A 16,529-nucleotide genomic window follows, 5' to 3' on the forward strand; every position below is an offset into this window, starting at 1 on the left:
ACTCCCTCACTGCGCTTTCGGATCAAGATGAAGGTCGGCAGCAACTTCCGGCGGAAGCTCGTCATCCTCCTCTTCGCCAAGATAGGCGCGGATAACAGCCGGATCATTCTTGACGGCTTCTGGATTGCCATCGGCAATCTTTTTACCGTAATCAAGAACGATCACATGGTCGGAAATCTGCATGACAACGCTCATATCATGCTCGATCAGAAGGCAGCCAACGCCCTGATCATCACGGATGCTCTGCAACAGAACGTTCAGTTCCGCCGACTCACGCGGGTTAAGTCCCGCAGCCGGCTCGTCCAGACAAAGCAGTGACGGGTCGGTGCACATGGCACGTGCGATTTCCAGACGACGCTGGGAACCATATGGCAGGTTACCGGCATTCCAGTCAGCCTGCGCATACAGACCAACCTTCTCCAACCAGAACTCCGCCTTTTCGACCGCTTCCTTTTCCGCCTTGGCATATCTGCCAAGGTTGAACAAACCGGCAAGAGAGAACGCAGAGGCCTCCATCAGTCGGTTATGCTGGGCAACGATCAGGTTTTCCAGAACCGTCATCCCGGTAAACAGGCGGATGTTCTGGAACGTGCGGGCAACACCTTTGTTACGTGGAATGCGGAACCCTTCGGTCCGTTCCAGCAACCGCGGGCCATCGTCGGCATGAAGGGTCAGGCGACCCTCGGTCGGAACGTAGAACCCGGTCAGGCAGTTAAACACAGTTGTTTTCCCTGCCCCGTTCGGGCCGATGATCGCTGTGATTTCACGCTTGTTGGCATTGAAAGACAGATCATCAATCGCGACCAGCCCGCCGAAACGCATGGTCAGATGTTCGACTTCAAGCAGTTTGTTGTCGGTCATTTGATTTCTCCGGCAACTTTTTCTTTCTGGCTAATATTGAGCAGAATGGTCGGATCACGGAAGGACAACAGACCGCGCGGACGCCAGAGCATAATGGCAACAATACCTGCCCCGAAGATCAGCATGCGATATTCGGCCAGTTCACGGAACATTTCCGGGAAACCGATCATCACAATTGCTGCCAACACGACGCCGATCTGGCTGCCCATGCCGCCCAGAACCACAATCGCAAGAATCACAGCCGATTCAAGGAAGGTGAAGCTTTCCGGGCTGATGAAGCCCTGACGGGTTGCAAAGAACGCACCGGCAAAACCACCAAACATCGCGCCGATGGCAAATGCCGACAGCTTGGTGTTGGTCGGGTTGATGCCAAGCGAACGGCAGGCAATTTCATCCTCGCGAAGCGCTTCCCAGGCACGCCCGATCGGCAGTTTGCGCAGACGCAGGGTCACGAAGTTGGTCACCAGTGCCAGCACAAGGATCAGGTAGTACAGGAAGATCAGACGATGCATGGACGAGTATTCCATGCCGAACAGCTCGTTAAAGCCAATCGTCCCTTCCGGAACACGCCGCGAAAAATCGGCCAGCCCAAAGAAGCTCGGACGTTCAATCGACGAAATTCCGTCCGGACCACCGGTAAGGTCATACCAGTTGATCAAAACAACACGAATGATCTCGCCAAAGCCCAGTGTCACGATCGCAAGATAGTCACCGCGGAGACGCAGAACCGGGAAGCCGAGGATAATCCCGAAGCTTGCCGCAAAGATACCGGCCAGCGGCAGGCACAGCCAGAAGCTCAGATCGAAGTTCTGTGACAGCAATGCATAGGAGTACGCCCCGACCGCATAGAATGCCACATAGCCCAGATCCAGAAGACCGGCCAGACCAACCACAATGTTCAGGCCCCACCCCAGCATGATGTAAATCATCACAAGGGTCGCAAGGTCGATTGCGGAACGGTCTTCGCCAAAGATGAACGGGAAAATGATAAAGAAGATAATCCCGATCAGACCGATTTTCTTGGTGTTCGAACGATACGCCAACTGGATTTTGGACGACAGTTTGGCGCTTTCATCGACATCAGCCGCGGTCTTGTCTTTCATCGTGAAATAGGCCGTGGCAAAAATTATCGCCACAAACGCGATACCAACGATGGTGCTGACGACACTTGAAAACACCATGTCGAGGAAGACCGGCGAAACCCAGCGGTCATCAAGTTCGCGGAAACGTACGAACATTTCAAAAACGGCAACGGCAGAAAGCGTAATCAGAACGGCTTGGCCAAGACGTGAAATGTTCTCGCGGCGGAAAATCAGGCCAAGACGACCAATCACGGTTGCACCGATTGCAATCAGGACAAGATCCCAACGCACGGCCAGTTCCAGACCGGTCGGACGGTCAACCGTCTCGACACCAAGGAGCATGACCGACATCAACAGCGCAATCACGGCAAAGAACGCAAGTTCCTTGACCACTTCCGAGCCATTGGTACGAGAAGAAGCAAATGCAGCAGACATCAGACTTTCTCCACCTCCGGCTTGCCGAGCAGACCCCACGGACGGAAGATCAGCACAAGAACCAGAATGCCAAACGTTGCGACATCCTTGTATTCAATCGTGAGATACCCCGACCAGAAAGCCTCGATCAGACCGATCAGAAGACCACCAAGCATTGCGCCCGGCAAAGATCCGATACCGCCAAGAACGGCTGCGGTGAACGCCTTAACACCGGCAAGGAAGCCGATATAGAAGTCGATCACGCCGTAATACAACGTCACCATCATCCCCGCGACCGATGCCAGGGCAGCACCCATGACAAACGTGGTCGAGATGGTGCGGTCGACGTTAACACCCAACAGGCCTGCCATTGTACGGTCCTGCTCACAGGCACGCTGTGCGCGGCCCAGGGACGTTTTGGCAATCAGCAGCGAGAAGACAACCATCAGCACAAATGTCAGAACGATAATCACGATCTGCATATAGCTGAGCTGAACGTCGAAATTCGCGCTTTCCATCAGGGTAATGCCGCCCTCAACAAGTGGCTGCATCGGTTTCACGCGCGCGCCCTGCGAAATCTGAACGAAGTTCTGCAGGAAGATGGACATGCCGATGGCAGAAATAAGGGCTGCCAGACGGAATGAGCCGCGCAGCGGCCGATATGCAACCCGTTCCACGCCCCAACCATAGACAGAGGTCAGAACCATTGAAACGAACAGCATCAAAAGAAGGGTAAGAGGTAGAATTCCGCTGATACCGGCAGCCTGACAGATCAGGAAGGTAATCAGGGAATGGAACGCACCGATCATATAGATCTCACCGTGCGCAAAGTTGATCATGCCAATAATGCCATAAACCATCGTGTAACCGATGGCGATCAGACCATAAATGGCCCCCAGCGTCAGACCATTGATCAATTGTTGTAGGAAATAAGCCCAATCCATTGCACAACCTTAGATTTGGCACAGACATACAAGGACTTCGCCAGATCAGCAGAAGGTATCAATTCACACACAGATGTAATGATTGGATGAGACACTGTCTCCCCATAGCCCCCTGGCAAACCCGCAAAGCCTCCGTCTTATTGTTATCGGGTAACCCCCGGTTTTAACCCTCTATGCCGGTCATTCTTTTTGCGACCATTACATAAAGAGCGCGATTAGAGCGAGGACATTAGACACACGATTTCAAACCCTGCAAGCCGCTTTGACATTTTAGTGAAAATCACCAAAACAGGATTTGAAATTGGCATAAAACACTGACTTCGAAAGTCACCCACGCTTTATATTGTATAAATTATCCCTTTTTGAGAACGTATTCAAGTTTTTGTGCAGCAACGCGCTTCAGTTGTTCCGGATTCCGGCTGACAGGTCCGGCAACAGTCACTTCCACGCCTGTTTTGCCATCAATGGCCGTACACCGCAGATAGGTGCCGACTTGCCGAAGCTCAAAATAAATTTCGTTCGAGGTGTTATAGCGTGAGGTCATTGATGCACTGCTGTTATCAAAAATGGACTTGTCTATTGTGCTCCCATTTTCAGACAACGCAACATATAACAAAACGGGCCCGGAAATCCGGACCCGCTCGTTTGGTACTGCTTCTGGGTGCTTCTATTTCTCGCCATCCAGCATTTTAACGATGGCTGAAAAGTCCATGCCACCGTTGCCGCCATTGGAATAAAGCGCATAAAGGCTTTCGGCCAACGCCCCCATCGGGGTTGTTGCGCCAGATGCCGCTGATGCCTGCTGGGCAAGCTTCAAGTCTTTCAGCATCATATCCACCGCAAAGCCCGGCTGATAATCGCGGTTGGCCGGGGACGTCGGTACCGGCCCCGGGACCGGGCAATAACTTGTCAAAGCCCAGCACTGACCCGATGCCTTTGAAGACACCTCAAACAGTTTCTGGGCATCCAGTCCAAGGCGCTTCGCCAGCATGAAGGCCTCGGACACTGCAATCATGCTGACACCAAGCACCATGTTGTTGCAGATCTTCGCCGCCTGCCCTGCACCGCTGTCACCGGCATGAATGATATTGCAGCCCATGCCCGCCAAAATGGGCTGCGCACTGGCAAAGTCCGCCTCAGATCCACCGACCATGAATGTCAGGGTACCTGCCGCCGCACCGGCCGTCCCGCCAGAGATCGGGGCATCAACAACCCCAAGACCAGCCCCACGGGCCAGCTCGGCTGCCTTGCGGGCCGAGTCCACATCTATTGTCGAACTGTCGATCAGAACTGTACCCGGCTTGGCATGTGCAATGATACCGTCCAGTCCATCATAAACGCCAAGCACGTGCTTGCCCGCGGGCAAAACAGTGACAACAAATTCGACATCGCTGGCCGCTGCACCCACCGATGCCGCCTTTGAGGCACCGGCCTCCACGGCCTTTGCCACCGCATCCGCCGACAGATCAAAGACCTTGACCGCATGTCCGGCCTTCACAAGGTTGGCCGCCATTGGGCCGCCCATATTGCCCAGACCAATAAAACCGATATTCGCCATTTGAAGTCTCCTCTGACACCCTATCTGGGTGTTTTGTTCTGATTTATGGTGATCTGGCAGGGTGATGTTCCCTGTCCAATAGCCTAAAGATTAAGCTCTTTGTCTTTTGGCAGTTTTTCGAAATATTCCGCCACTTCGCGTGGATCGACCTGACCGATATCACCATGCTGCCATTTCGGCGCATGATCCTTATCGACAATCACCGCCCGCACACCTTCAAACAGGTCCGGCTTGCACACCATGCGCTGAGACAGGCGATATTCCATGTTCAGGACCTCTGCCAGCGACATATCGCCCCCCTGACGGATTTGTTCGAAACTGACGCACAGCGATGTCGGCGATTTGCCCAGCAACGTCTCAAGCGTCTCTGTGCCAAATGCACTGGCCGTATTCCGCAAGGCTTCAAATATCGCCGCAACACTGTCGCCAGCAAAGCAGTGATCGATCTCGCTGCGAATTTCTGAAAGTGACGCTGAACCGAACGGCGTTTCATGCTTGTTCAGGATATCATCGGCAATGGCAAAGCCATCACCGTCCCACGCCGCATTTGCCAGCGCCCCCTTAATGGCATCCAGTTTCGCACTTTCCGCCCCATGGGTTGCGAGTCCGGCATAAAGACAATCTGCTGCCTTGATCCGCGCCCCGGTCAAACCAAGATACATCCCTATTTCGCCAGGACACCGCGGCAGGAAATAGCCCCCGCCGACATCCGGGAAAAATCCAATACCGGTTTCAGGCATGGCAAAAAGCGTGCGTTCGGTCACAACCCGGAACCGGCCATGAATTGAAACCCCGACACCACCGCCCATGGTAATCCCGTCCATCAGGGCGATATAGGGCTTTGGATAGGTCGCGACATAGTGGTTCAGGTGATATTCCCGACGATAAAATGCATCAAGCATCTCTTCGTCATCAACCTTGCGGGCATCATAAAGACCACGAATGTCGCCACCTGCGCAGAATGCCTTTTCGCCGACCCCTTCAATGACAACGACTTTCACCGATGGATCCTGTTCCCAGGATTTCAGCTGCGCCATCATCATGTCGACCATCACCAGATCAAGCGCATTAAGCGCCTTGGGACGGTTCAACAGGATACGCCCAACCGGACCATCCTGCGAAAACAGAACGGGGGCTTCGGCGCCAGTTTCCGATGAATTTGATGCAGTACTCATAACCTAGTCTTTCAGGGCTGCACGCGCGATGATCAGGCGCATGATTTCATTCGTACCTTCAAGGATCTGGTGCACTCGCAGATCGCGCAAAAGTCGTTCAATAGGATATTCGCGAATATAACCATATCCGCCATGAAGCTGCAGTGCTTCGTTGCAGACATTAAAACCGATATCTGTCGCAAACCGCTTTGCCATGGCACAGAACTGTGTGGCATCGTCGGTCTTGTGATCAAGCTTCCATGCCCCTTTATGAAGCATCAGCCGCGCCGCTTCGAGTTCGGTTACCATATCGGCGAATTTGAACTGCAACGCCTGAAACTGATCAAGGCTTTTGCCAAACTGCTTGCGCACTTTCATGTGCTCGCGCGCATGCTCCATCGCCGCACGCGCCCCACCGATCGAACAGGCCGCAATGTTCAGCCGTCCACCATCAAGGCCCTTCATGGCGAATTTGAAACCTTCGCCCTCTTCGCCCAAACGGTTTTCGACCGGCACCTTGCAGTTACTGAAGATAACGGCTGCGGTCGGCTGACTGTTCCAGCCCATTTTTTCTTCAAGCTTGCCAAATGAAAGCCCCTCGGCGTCCTTCGGCACAATGAAGGTCGAAATGCCTTTCGGGCTCTCATCGCCGGTGCGCGCCATTACAACATAGATGTCGCTGCGCGATCCGCCGGAAATAAACGCCTTCTCGCCATTCAGGATATAATGATCGCCATCCCGTTCGGCCCGGGTGCGAAGCGACCCGGCATCTGATCCTGCCCCCGGCTCGGTCAGGCAATAACTTGCGAAATGTTCCATGGTGACAAGTTTGGGCAGATATTTCGCCCGTTGCGCATCATCGCCAAACGTATCGATCATCCAGCAGGCCATATTATGGATCGAAATATACGCCGCTGTTGACGGACAAGCTGCCGCAAGCTCTTCAAAAATGACCGCAGCATCAAGGCGCCCAAGACCTGTGCCACCATGTTCTTCGCCGGTATAGATCGCGGCAAAACCAAGTTCGGCTGCCTTGCGCAGGGTTTCTTCGGGAAATGTATGATTGGCATCCCAGTCGCCAGCATAGGGCGCCATTTCATTCTGCGCGAAATCCCGCGCAGCCTCGGCAAATGCCTGCTGATCTTCAGACAGGTTGAATTCCATTGGATCGCCGCCTCTTTTGCTTTTGTATTTTCCCTTTACGTAAACGTGAAATCGGCCTCTTGTCAATTCATTCGGTATAATCGTACCGAATTATCATAATTGTAATCACGGGTACTCGGTTCTCTATCCTTTCGGCAAATGTTTCTTGCGAATACCGGGTCGCTGCGCATACCCTCCTCACCTCAGCAATCACAATAAATCAGGGAAACATCCATCATGTCTTCGACCAAGCCGGAAACCATTGTCCTTCACGCCGGTTATCGTGCGGAACCGACAACCGGTTCTGTCGCCGTGCCGCTGTATCAAACCACCAGTTATGAGTTCCGCGACACCCAGCATGCCGCAGATCTTTTTGCGCTCAAGGAACTGGGAAACATCTATACCCGCCTGATGAACCCGACCAATGACGTGCTTGAACAGCGCGTGGCTGCCCTTGAAGGTGGTGCTGCGGCTGTCGCACTGGCATCGGGTCAGGCTGCATCGACCTTCTCGATCCTGAACATCGCGCAGGCGGGCGACAACATCGTCAGCTCCACCGACCTTTACGGTGGCACCTGGAACCTGTTTGCCAACACCTTCAAACAGATGGGCATCGAAGTCCGCTTTGCTGACCCGGCCGATCCGGAAAACTTCCGTCGCCTTGCCGATGACAAAACGCGCGCCTTCTACGCCGAAACCCTGCCCAACCCGAAACTACAGGTCTTCCCGATCCGCGAAGTTGCCGATATCGGTGATGATCTGGGCATTCCGCTGATCGTTGATAACACCGCAGCCCCGGTGATCTGCAAACCGATCGAACATGGCGCAAGCATTGTCATGTATTCGACAACCAAATTCATTGCCGGTCATGGCACATCGGTTGGCGGGATCGTGGTTGATTCGGGTAAGTTCGATTGGGAAAAACATGCAAAACGCTTCCCGCTTCTGAACGAACCAGACCCCAGCTATCACGGTGCCGTCTGGACCGAGGCAGTCAAACCGATTGGCCCGGTGGCCTACGCGATCAAACTGCGTTGCACCCTTCTGCGTGATGTTGGCGCGGCTGCGTCTCCGTTTAATTCGTTCCAGACCATTCAGGGCATGGAAACCTTGCCGCTTCGCATGGAACGGCATTGCGAAAACGCGCTCAAGGTCGCCGACTTCCTGGCATCCCACCCGAAAGTCACCAAGGTCATCCATCCCAGCAAACAGGATGGCGAAGCCCGCCGTCGCGCGGACAAATACCTTAAAGGCGGTTTGGGTTCACTGATGGGCTTTGAACTGGCAGGCGGCAAAGACGCCGGCGAGAAATTCATCAACTCGCTGGAGCTGTTCTACCATGTCGCCAATATCGGCGATACGCGATCCCTTGCCATTCATCCGGCGACGACGACTCACAGCCAGCTTTCCGAGAAAGACCGTCTGTCATCAGGCGTGACCGACGGCTATGTCCGCCTGTCGATTGGCATCGAACATATTGATGACATTCTGGCGGATTTGACGCAGGCACTTGATAAAGCCTGATCAGCCGACACATCGCCCTATTTTAAAGAACCGGCCAGACAATTGTCTGGCCGGTTTTTTGTTGACGGTTTTGCATGCGCGCGATAACCAATATCGGCAATACATGCATAACATGCAAAACAGGCATACAGATGTCGAGCGTTTCAAGCCGTCAGGACGAAATCCAGAAACTCCTGCGCAGCCAGGGCACCGTTCATATCCATGATCTGGCCGCCCTCTTTCACGCATCCCTTGATACGATCCGGCGTGATCTGCGCCAGATGGAGGAAGATGGTTATTTGCGTCGCATTCATGGGGGTGCCGTTCTGCCCAATACGGCATCTGAAAGCTATGCTGACCGCGCACAGGAACTGCAACCCGAGCGGACTACGATTGCCCAAAAGGCCGCACGCGAACTGATCCCTGATGATTGCGTGGCGTTTTTTGACAGCGGCACCACCATCTGCGAAGTCGCGCGCAACCTCAAACCTTCCTTTCGCGGAACAGTCATCACGGTCAATCCGATGATCGCGGTCGAACTTGCCGATCACCCTCATGCCAACGTCATCATGTTGGGCGGCACGTTGCGAAAACAGGACATGGTGGTGTGCGGCCCGACGACCCTTGATCAACTCAGAAACTTTAATGCCGATATCGCACTGCTTGGCACCTGCGCGCTTCACCCCGAGGCTGGCCTTTCGACCAGCAGCACCGAAGAACGCGCGACCAAGGCGGCCATGATCGCCCAATCGGCCGAGGTCATTGCCATCACCACCGCCGATAAACTTGAAACCAGTTTGCCGCACCGGGTCTGCGACATTGATGCGATTTCCCATCTGGTCACCGGGCGCAAACTGTCAAACGGTTATCTTGCCAATTACACCCGGCGTGGTTTGAACGTCATTCAGGCCTAAACGCCTGCCCTCGCCTTGCGGAGAAACTCGTTAAATGCAAACCCACGCCACTGCCCATAACCGGGTGCGCGCCATCTTCTTTTTGCATGGTGCCGCTTTTTCAAGCTGGGTGCCGCATATCCCGCTGGTGCAGGAACGTCTTGGCCTTGGCCATGACGAACTTGGCGGCATTTTGCTGGCGGCGGCCATCGGGGTACTTGCCGTGATGCCGATCGCCGGAAGACTGGCAGACCGGTTTGGCAGCGAACGCGTGGTGCGCTATTCGGGGCTGTTTTATTTTATCGCGGTTGGCCTGCCCGCCTTTATGCCCGATTATCTCAGCATTTCGATCGCGATGTTCGCACTGGGCTTTTCCGGTGCCTTTCTGGATGTCGCGATGAATGCCAATGGACTGCAGGTCGAGCGCGTCAAGGGTCGCAGCATCATGTCAGGATTACATGGTTTCTGGAGTCTCGGCGGTTTTGTCGGAGCGGGGATTGCCGCCGCCTGGTTCGCCCTGCCCATTGGCAATGAATTCCATCTGCCAATCGTTCTCTCGCTGTTTCTGATCGCGCACATTATCGCACAAGCGGGACTTCTTTCGGATCAGGCGGCAACGGAACATCTGTCTGGCCCGAAGGATGCCAGCCAAACCGCAGCCGCAAAGACCAAGGATCGCAATCTGTTCCTGATGCTGTTGCCGTTCGGGGTCTGTGCCTTCATAGGGCAGTTCGGTGAAGGTGTCCTGACCGACTGGGCGACGGTGTTTATGAATTCCGAACTGTCGTCCGGCCCGACATTGGCCGCCGTCGGCTTTGCCATCTATTCCTTTGCCATGGCCGCTACCCGCCTGTCCGGTGATGCACTGGTCACCCGGTATGGTCGCGTGCCGGTATTGCTGACAAGTTCGGTACTGGCATCCCTTGGCACCCTTATTTTGACCCTGTCCCCCAATATCGTTGTCGCCTGGATCGGCTGCGGGATTGCCGGTATGGGGCTTGCGGTGATCCTGCCGCTATTGCTGTCTGCGGCATCCCAGACAACGGGCAAAGGTGGTGGTGCGGTTGTATCGATCATTGCCGCAACCGGCTATTCCGCCATCATGGCCGGGCCACCGGTGATCGGTGCCATTGGTGAAGCCCTCGGACTGGTCACGGCCTTTGCCCTGACATCAGCATTCCTTGCCATGATTATCCCGGTTTACCTGTTAACCATGCGCAGGCGTTGGCAAATTGCGGCCAATGGTTGATCAACGGCGCAATCTGTCCCATAAATTGCCCAGCCTCACAGTATAGAGAACAGATCATGGTCAACAAATTCGCCTATGGCACCTTCCCCAGCACCCGGCAGCGCCGCAACCGCATGACCGACTGGTCGCGCCGCATGGTCGCGGAAACGCGGTTGACCTCCCATGATCTGATCCTGCCTGTCTTTGTCATTGATGGCAAAAACGAACGCACGCCGATCCCGTCCATGCCCGGCGTTGAACGCCAGTCGGTCGATATCTTGGTCGAAACCGCCAAACACGCCGAAAAGCTCGGCATTCCGGCCCTTGCCCTGTTTCCCTATATCGATGCCAGCCTGAAAACCAAGGACGCCCGCGAAGCCTATAACCCCGACAACGTCGTGTGCCGCGCGGTCAAGGCGATCAAGGATGCCTGCCCCAATCTGGGCGTGATCACAGACGTCGCGCTGGATCCTTTCAACGCCGACGGGCAGGACGGCATTGTGGTCGATGGTCAGATCCTTAATGACGAAACGACCGAGGCCCTTGTCCGTCAGGCGCTTGTGCAGGCACAGGCAGGGTGTGACGTGGTTGCACCGTCCGACATGATGGATGGCCGCATTGGCGCGATCCGCAAAGTCCTTGAAGAATCGAGCCTCAAGAACGTTCAGATCATGGCCTATTCGGCCAAGTACGCATCTGCCTTCTATGGTCCGTTCCGTGATGCAATCGGCTCGGCCAGCGCGCTTGGCAAGGCCGACAAGAAAACCTATCAGCTGGATCCGGCCAACAGCGATGAGGCCATGCGCGAAGTCGCCTATGACCTTGATGAAGGTGCAGACTCGGTCATCGTCAAACCGGGCCTGCCCTATCTTGATGTGCTTTATCGCGTCAAACAGGAATTCGGCGTGCCGGTCTTTGCCTATCAGGTATCGGGCGAATACGCGATGATGCGTGCCGCCGGGCAGAATGGCTGGCTTGATTATATTGGCTGCGCCATTGAAACCCTGTCCTGCTTCAAGCGTGCCGGGGCATCCGGTGTTCTGACCTATAGCGCGATTGAAGTCGCCGAGGCACTGGAAGGCTGATTTCACCGCCGCCAAGGCAAGTAAGAAAAAAGGGCCTCAATCGAGGCCCTTTTGTTTTGGGAGGCGAACCTCAAATCATGCGGACTTTGCCGCGATGCCATCCTCATCATCTTCAATGCCATGGCCAATCGCCCGCGCGCAGAAATGCGGACGCAGGCCGGACCGGGCAAACACGCCTTCGATATCCTGCCCATCAAGGAACCCGCCCTGATGGACCAGAAGGGTTTTGATGCCCGACGCCAATCCACCCAGCACATCGGTATGCACCGTATCGCCCACCATCAACACACGGCTGCGATCAACACCGGGATGGCGTTTCAGGACTTCCTCAAACACATGGTGATACGGTTTGCCAACACATTGCGGCATGACACCGGATGCATCGCCCGCCAGATGCGCGAAGTACCCCGACTCAACCGAAAGGAAATCGCCCATCGGCGCACAGATATCGGGATTACCGACCAGAACCGGCCGCGGATTATCCTTAAGGCTCTGCTCCAGAAGCGCTTGCTGGGTATCGGTCCAACTATCGGAGTCAATCAACAGGAAGCCGCCAACCGCATCATAAAGCGCAGGGTCACTGCCAAGCGGCTGGACCCGACCGGGCAGAATGTCAAACGGCCAGTCGGTCGGCGCCATTGCCCCCCAATGGCTGATGTCGGCATATTCGCCCATCAGCGGGGCCACAAACTGCTGGCTGCTGATCAGGCTGTTATTGTCAAAATCAAAGCCGCGTTTGCGATGACGCGCCAGAATGGCCTCGCCGGAGCTTGAGGCATCATTGGTGACAACCGCAATCTTCTTGCCCATTTCCTGCAAGGTCGCGACCGTTTTGACCGCACCGGGAATGGCACTTTGTCCGCTATTGAGTACGCCAAAGGCATCAAACACGATCAGATCAAACTGATCGGCAATCGCCAAAAGATTATCGACATAATCGGTTGCTTTGGGCACGGCATCGGGTGCGACCTGTGGCAGACGCGGTGCATAGCGCAAATAGGCATCCAGGGCCTGCGCAAAATCCAGTTGCAACCGATTGGCACTCATCGTCATTTCTCCCACACGAACGGCACGTTATTAAAATTCTGGCGTATTCAAACCGATTAGCGCGTTAATTACACCCAAAATTATTCGCAACACCACAAACGCGGATAATCAACCAGAACACATCACGCAACTTCATTACCCATGCATCACACGCATAGCAATAAATAGTATCAAATCTGCGTCAGCCATCCACTTTAGAACAGTTAACGAGAGATTTCAGGGATTTCTGCGCTTTTCAATCCGCAGACATGCAAAAAATGCATTGGATTATATCCGCAATCACCCTTAGATTGCCCTCACGAAATGAATAGGACGTATCGACTGATGAATGCGCCACCAAGCAGTTGATCATTCGATACATCCCATGCAAACCGACACGTCAAACCAGCTAACTATTCCTGTGTGGAATATCTCGGTGAGAACATGCCGGTTAACTGAACAGACGCCGAATAATCGGCCGGTTTGAAATAGGTGATGAAATGATCGTAACCAAGATTTTTGCTTTCCTTCGCGCTCTGCGCGTTCAGTACCAGACCCAGAATGCGCTGCGTAAGCTTGATACGCGCGAACTGGCAGACATCGGTCTGAACCGCGACATGATCGACGATGTTGCACACCGTGTTGCTTTCGGTCGCTAAGCCACGACCGTAGCGTCCATGAGGAAGACCCCGACAGTATCTGTCGGGGTTTTTCTTTGTCCGGATTTTGGGATCGCCGCTAAAAGATCCGCTTTGCCTGCTTCTTCTTAGTTGGCAAACAGGACCTTGTGCTCTTCACGAAGCACATTTTTCTGCACCTTGCCCATCGCATTACGTGGCAGTTCATCGACAAAGAACACGCGCTTGGGCACCTTGAAGTTGGCAAGCTCGGACTTTATCGCGGCAATCACGCCCTCTTCGCTTAAGCCACCTTTTTCTTCCGGCACGATCACAGCAACGACCGCTTCACCAAAGTCGGGATGTTGGACGCCAATCACAGCACTTTCAACAACCCCCTCCATTTTGTCGATCAGGGTTTCGATTTCCTTGGGATAAACGTTAAACCCGCCGGAAATAACCAGATCCTTGGCCCGCCCGACAATATGGACATAGCCCTTGGCGTCGATCTTGGCGATATCACCGGTGATAAAGAACCCGTCTTTGCGGAATTCCTCGGCGGTTTTTTCGGGCATCTGCCAATAACCGGCAAATACGTTCGGTCCGCGCGCTTCAAGAACGCCGATCTCATCGACGCCCAGAACATTGCCATCCTCATCGCAAACCCGCACCTCGACATCGGGCAATGCCGGACCAACCGTATGAACGATGCGTTCGCCATCCAGCGGATTGGATGTCGCCATGCCCATCTCCGTCATGCCGTAACGTTCCAACAACGCCTTGCCGGTCCGCTCTTGGAACGCGGTAAAGGTTTCAGGCAAAAGCGGTGCTGACCCTGAAATGAACAACCGCATGTTTGCCGTCAAGTCCTTGGTGAAATCATCCCCCGACAACAAACGAACATAGAATGTCGGAACGCCCATCATCACGGTGCTGCGTGGCAAAAGCGCCATCACCTGATCGCGATCAAACTTCGGCAGGAAGAACATCTTCGAGCCCGACAGCATCACACAATGGCACGCAATGAAAAGCCCGTGGGTATGGAAGATCGGCAAGGCATGAAGCAGCGTATCGTCGCCTTTAAACCCCCAAAGCTTTTCAAGCGTCGATGCGTTCGACCACAGGTTCATCTGCGTCATCATCGCACCCTTGGGCTTGCCCGTTGTGCCCGACGTATAAAGAATGGCAGCCAATTCATCGTCTTCGCACGCAATCGGTGCGAAGTCCGATGATTGCGATGCCGCCCCATCCATCAGGCTGCCCTCAGACTGCATGCCCAGTGTCAGAACATGCGCAACGCCCTGCTCGTCCGCGATGGCCTTGACCTCATCTTCACGATGCGGTTGGCAAACAAAGATCACCGGCGATGCGTTATCCATGAAATAGGCAAGCTCGCCCGCCTGATACGCGGTATTGAGCGGCAAATAAACAAGGCCGGCACGAATGCAGCCAAGATAAAGAAACAGCGCTTCGGGGGATTTATCGACCTGAACGGCAACCCTGTCGCCCTTTTTCGCGCCAAACGACGTCAGAAGACCGGCGATCCGGGCCGATGCTGCGTCCGCATCGCCATAGCTATAGGTCTTGCCATCAGGCGTCTCAATCAGAACTGATGACAGATCGGCCGGAAACCGGTCGCGGATGCGCATGAAAAGGCTGTTGGTCACTGTACTGCTTCCCCGAGAATTCGTTTTGACCGGCAGGTTTCCCCTGCCGGTCTTTTCTGCGGGCAGCATAGTGCAACCAACCATTATAGGTAAACAAGTACCTTTTTACCGCAATGATCGATTTTGTCTGTCAATCAGACTGCTCTGGCCTTGTGACGCTAGTCCAGCGCAACCGACGGGAACTCCCCGTCAATATACGGGAACGCTTCACTGACCGTCACCTGCACCTCGGGATGGAAGCCGTTGAAATGAGTGGCCAAAGCATTACTGTACGCCCCGATGTGACCAAACTCGATCCAGTCGCCTTCGCGGATATCGGCAGGCAAGGTCACGGTCGCCGGCAAGACATCCATATTGTCGCAGGTCGGCCCATAGATGGTAAATTCCAGTGTCTCTTCCAGATCGAAATCACCTTCAATGCGCAACGGACGCACCGGATAACGCAATTGCCCGGTCACGGTTTCCGACAGGCTGCCGTATACACCGTCATTGATGAACAGCGTATCTTCCTTGCGCAGGTGAACCTGCGTGATCAGGGAAATACCGCTCGACACCAGCGCCCTGCCCGGTTCGCACATATAGGTCGTGGCGGGCATATCAAGCCAGCGGATACAATCCTTGATCTCGTCCATGAACTCTTCAAGGCTGGCCCCGCGTTGGTTCATATACTGGCCGGGGAACCCGCCACCAACGTCGATATGCTTGACCTTCACACCGGAAAAATCAACGACCTGACGGATAAGCTCGACCGCGATCCGATACCCGGTCGGTGTCGTGCATTGCGACCCGACATGGAAACACAGGCCCGCATGGTAACCGTATTCATCAACCTTCTTCAGAAGTTCGGCCGCCACCATCGGGCGCGCACCAAACTTGGCTGACAGGTTATAGGTCGCACCGGCAGGCGGCGTTGCAAGACGCACATGGATCACCAGGTTCGTGTCGCCCTCGGTTTCCTCGCGGATTTTCTCAAGCTCTTCGGCGGTATCAATCACATAGTGATCAATCCCGAATACCCGATAGGCATTGCGGATGGCATCGCGGCTTTTGACCGGATGCATGAAATAGGCCTTCATCCCCGGGAATTGCCGCCGCACGATCGAGATTTCCTCAGGCGAAGCGGTGTCAAAATGACGCACCCCGCCTTCGTGAAGATATCGCATGACCTCCGGATGCGGATTGCATTTCACCGCATAAAGGACGTCTCCCGGGAACATTTCGACAAAGCGCTGCGCTGTTTCTCGAAGAATATTGGGTCTAAGGCAATACACCGGATAGGAAGGCTTGAGTTCCTTAACAACATCGAACGTCGTATCGAAATGACGTGGCACAATATACTCCATCGTTTAGCAAT

15 protein-coding genes are annotated in these 16,529 nt (G+C 54.5%); 5 read left to right on the top strand and 10 right to left on the bottom strand.

What is annotated here, in order from left to right; all coding sequences use genetic code 11:
- Positions 1–6: 6 nt before the first annotated feature.
- The 7 genes from DY252_RS12785 to DY252_RS12815 form a co-directional block, all read right to left on the bottom strand.
- On the bottom strand, positions 7–861 hold the full coding sequence (locus DY252_RS12785) for an ABC transporter ATP-binding protein (protein WP_064789159.1): 855 nt from the start codon (positions 859–861) through the stop codon (positions 7–9).
- Complete coding sequence (gene livM / locus DY252_RS12790) at positions 858–2,378, bottom strand: high-affinity branched-chain amino acid ABC transporter permease LivM (protein ID WP_064789158.1); 1,521 nt, start codon at positions 2,376–2,378, stop codon at positions 858–860. Before livM ends, DY252_RS12785 begins: the two co-directional genes overlap by 4 nt.
- A complete protein-coding gene (locus DY252_RS12795) occupies positions 2,378–3,301 on the bottom strand; it encodes an ABC transporter permease subunit (protein ID WP_008891118.1) in 924 nt (307 codons plus the stop codon). Before DY252_RS12795 ends, livM begins: the two co-directional genes overlap by 1 nt.
- A gap of 352 nt (positions 3,302–3,653) precedes the next feature.
- Positions 3,654–3,845, bottom strand: coding sequence for a DUF6898 family protein (locus DY252_RS12800; protein ID WP_008891119.1), 192 nt, complete (start codon positions 3,843–3,845; stop codon positions 3,654–3,656).
- Between the two features lie 123 nt (positions 3,846–3,968).
- Complete coding sequence (gene mmsB / locus DY252_RS12805; protein WP_064789157.1) at positions 3,969–4,859, bottom strand: 3-hydroxyisobutyrate dehydrogenase; 891 nt, start codon at positions 4,857–4,859, stop codon at positions 3,969–3,971.
- 83 nt (positions 4,860–4,942) lie between these two features.
- Positions 4,943–6,034: an enoyl-CoA hydratase/isomerase family protein gene (locus DY252_RS12810; protein WP_064789156.1), complete on the bottom strand. Its 1,092-nt coding sequence runs from the start codon at positions 6,032–6,034 to the stop codon at positions 4,943–4,945.
- 3 nt (positions 6,035–6,037) lie between these two features.
- Complete coding sequence (locus DY252_RS12815) at positions 6,038–7,177, bottom strand: acyl-CoA dehydrogenase family protein (protein ID WP_064789155.1); 1,140 nt, start codon at positions 7,175–7,177, stop codon at positions 6,038–6,040.
- A 216-nt stretch (positions 7,178–7,393) separates the two neighbouring features.
- On the opposite strand from DY252_RS12815, the gene DY252_RS12820 reads away from it, so the two are divergent.
- The 4 genes from DY252_RS12820 to hemB all read left to right on the top strand — a co-directional run bounded on the left by DY252_RS12820 (position 7,394) and on the right by hemB (position 11,865).
- Positions 7,394–8,680 carry an O-acetylhomoserine aminocarboxypropyltransferase/cysteine synthase family protein gene (locus DY252_RS12820; protein WP_064789154.1) on the top strand — a complete coding sequence of 429 codons (1,287 nt, stop codon included), beginning with the start codon at positions 7,394–7,396 and terminating at the stop codon, positions 8,678–8,680.
- Positions 8,681–8,811: 131 nt separating this feature from the next.
- Complete coding sequence (locus DY252_RS12825; RefSeq protein WP_064789153.1) at positions 8,812–9,573, top strand: DeoR/GlpR family DNA-binding transcription regulator; 762 nt, start codon at positions 8,812–8,814, stop codon at positions 9,571–9,573.
- Between the two features lie 34 nt (positions 9,574–9,607).
- Positions 9,608–10,801 carry an MFS transporter gene (locus DY252_RS12830; RefSeq protein WP_064789152.1) on the top strand — a complete coding sequence of 398 codons (1,194 nt, stop codon included), beginning with the start codon at positions 9,608–9,610 and terminating at the stop codon, positions 10,799–10,801.
- A 56-nt stretch (positions 10,802–10,857) separates the two neighbouring features.
- On the top strand, positions 10,858–11,865 hold the full coding sequence (gene hemB / locus DY252_RS12835; protein WP_064789151.1) for a porphobilinogen synthase: 1,008 nt from the start codon (positions 10,858–10,860) through the stop codon (positions 11,863–11,865).
- A gap of 75 nt (positions 11,866–11,940) precedes the next feature.
- On the opposite strand, the gene DY252_RS12840 is transcribed toward hemB, so the two are convergent.
- Complete coding sequence (locus DY252_RS12840; protein WP_064789150.1) at positions 11,941–12,912, bottom strand: HAD-IIA family hydrolase; 972 nt, start codon at positions 12,910–12,912, stop codon at positions 11,941–11,943.
- A 479-nt stretch (positions 12,913–13,391) separates the two neighbouring features.
- On the opposite strand from DY252_RS12840, the gene DY252_RS12845 reads away from it, so the two are divergent.
- Positions 13,392–13,550: a DUF1127 domain-containing protein gene (locus tag DY252_RS12845; protein ID WP_082923501.1), complete on the top strand. Its 159-nt coding sequence runs from the start codon at positions 13,392–13,394 to the stop codon at positions 13,548–13,550.
- 107 nt (positions 13,551–13,657) lie between these two features.
- Here the strand turns inward: DY252_RS12845 and DY252_RS12850 are convergent, their stop codons facing one another.
- Together DY252_RS12850 and DY252_RS12855 are read right to left on the bottom strand one after the other, a co-directional pair.
- Entirely contained in the window at positions 13,658–15,175 is a 1,518-nt protein-coding gene (locus tag DY252_RS12850) for a malonate--CoA ligase (protein WP_064789149.1), read from the bottom strand.
- A 158-nt stretch (positions 15,176–15,333) separates the two neighbouring features.
- Positions 15,334–16,506: a type III PLP-dependent enzyme gene (locus DY252_RS12855; protein ID WP_064789278.1), complete on the bottom strand. Its 1,173-nt coding sequence runs from the start codon at positions 16,504–16,506 to the stop codon at positions 15,334–15,336.
- Positions 16,507–16,529 lie beyond the last annotated feature (23 nt).

The sequence above is a fragment of the Thalassospira indica genome (assembly GCF_003403095.1).
Classification (GTDB): Bacteria; Pseudomonadota; Alphaproteobacteria; order Rhodospirillales; family Thalassospiraceae; genus Thalassospira; species Thalassospira indica.

Bases quoted from the DNA above. Each gene is read 5' to 3' on its own strand.
- DY252_RS12785 (WP_064789159.1), bottom strand. From the start codon at position 861: ATGACCGACAACAAACTGCTTGAAGTCGAACATCTGACCATGCGTTTC.
- livM (WP_064789158.1), bottom strand. From the start codon at position 2,378: ATGTCTGCTGCATTTGCTTCTTCTCGTACCAATGGCTCGGAAGTGGTC.
- DY252_RS12795 (WP_008891118.1), bottom strand. From the start codon at position 3,301: ATGGATTGGGCTTATTTCCTACAACAATTGATCAATGGTCTGACGCTG.
- DY252_RS12800 (WP_008891119.1), bottom strand. From the start codon at position 3,845: ATGACCTCACGCTATAACACCTCGAACGAAATTTATTTTGAGCTTCGG.
- mmsB (WP_064789157.1), bottom strand. From the start codon at position 4,859: ATGGCGAATATCGGTTTTATTGGTCTGGGCAATATGGGCGGCCCAATG.
- DY252_RS12810 (WP_064789156.1), bottom strand. From the start codon at position 6,034: ATGAGTACTGCATCAAATTCATCGGAAACTGGCGCCGAAGCCCCCGTT.
- DY252_RS12815 (WP_064789155.1), bottom strand. From the start codon at position 7,177: ATGGAATTCAACCTGTCTGAAGATCAGCAGGCATTTGCCGAGGCTGCG.
- DY252_RS12820 (WP_064789154.1), top strand. From the start codon at position 7,394: ATGTCTTCGACCAAGCCGGAAACCATTGTCCTTCACGCCGGTTATCGT.
- DY252_RS12825 (WP_064789153.1), top strand. From the start codon at position 8,812: ATGTCGAGCGTTTCAAGCCGTCAGGACGAAATCCAGAAACTCCTGCGC.
- DY252_RS12830 (WP_064789152.1), top strand. From the start codon at position 9,608: ATGCAAACCCACGCCACTGCCCATAACCGGGTGCGCGCCATCTTCTTT.
- hemB (WP_064789151.1), top strand. From the start codon at position 10,858: ATGGTCAACAAATTCGCCTATGGCACCTTCCCCAGCACCCGGCAGCGC.
- DY252_RS12840 (WP_064789150.1), bottom strand. From the start codon at position 12,912: ATGAGTGCCAATCGGTTGCAACTGGATTTTGCGCAGGCCCTGGATGCC.
- DY252_RS12845 (WP_082923501.1), top strand. From the start codon at position 13,392: ATGATCGTAACCAAGATTTTTGCTTTCCTTCGCGCTCTGCGCGTTCAG.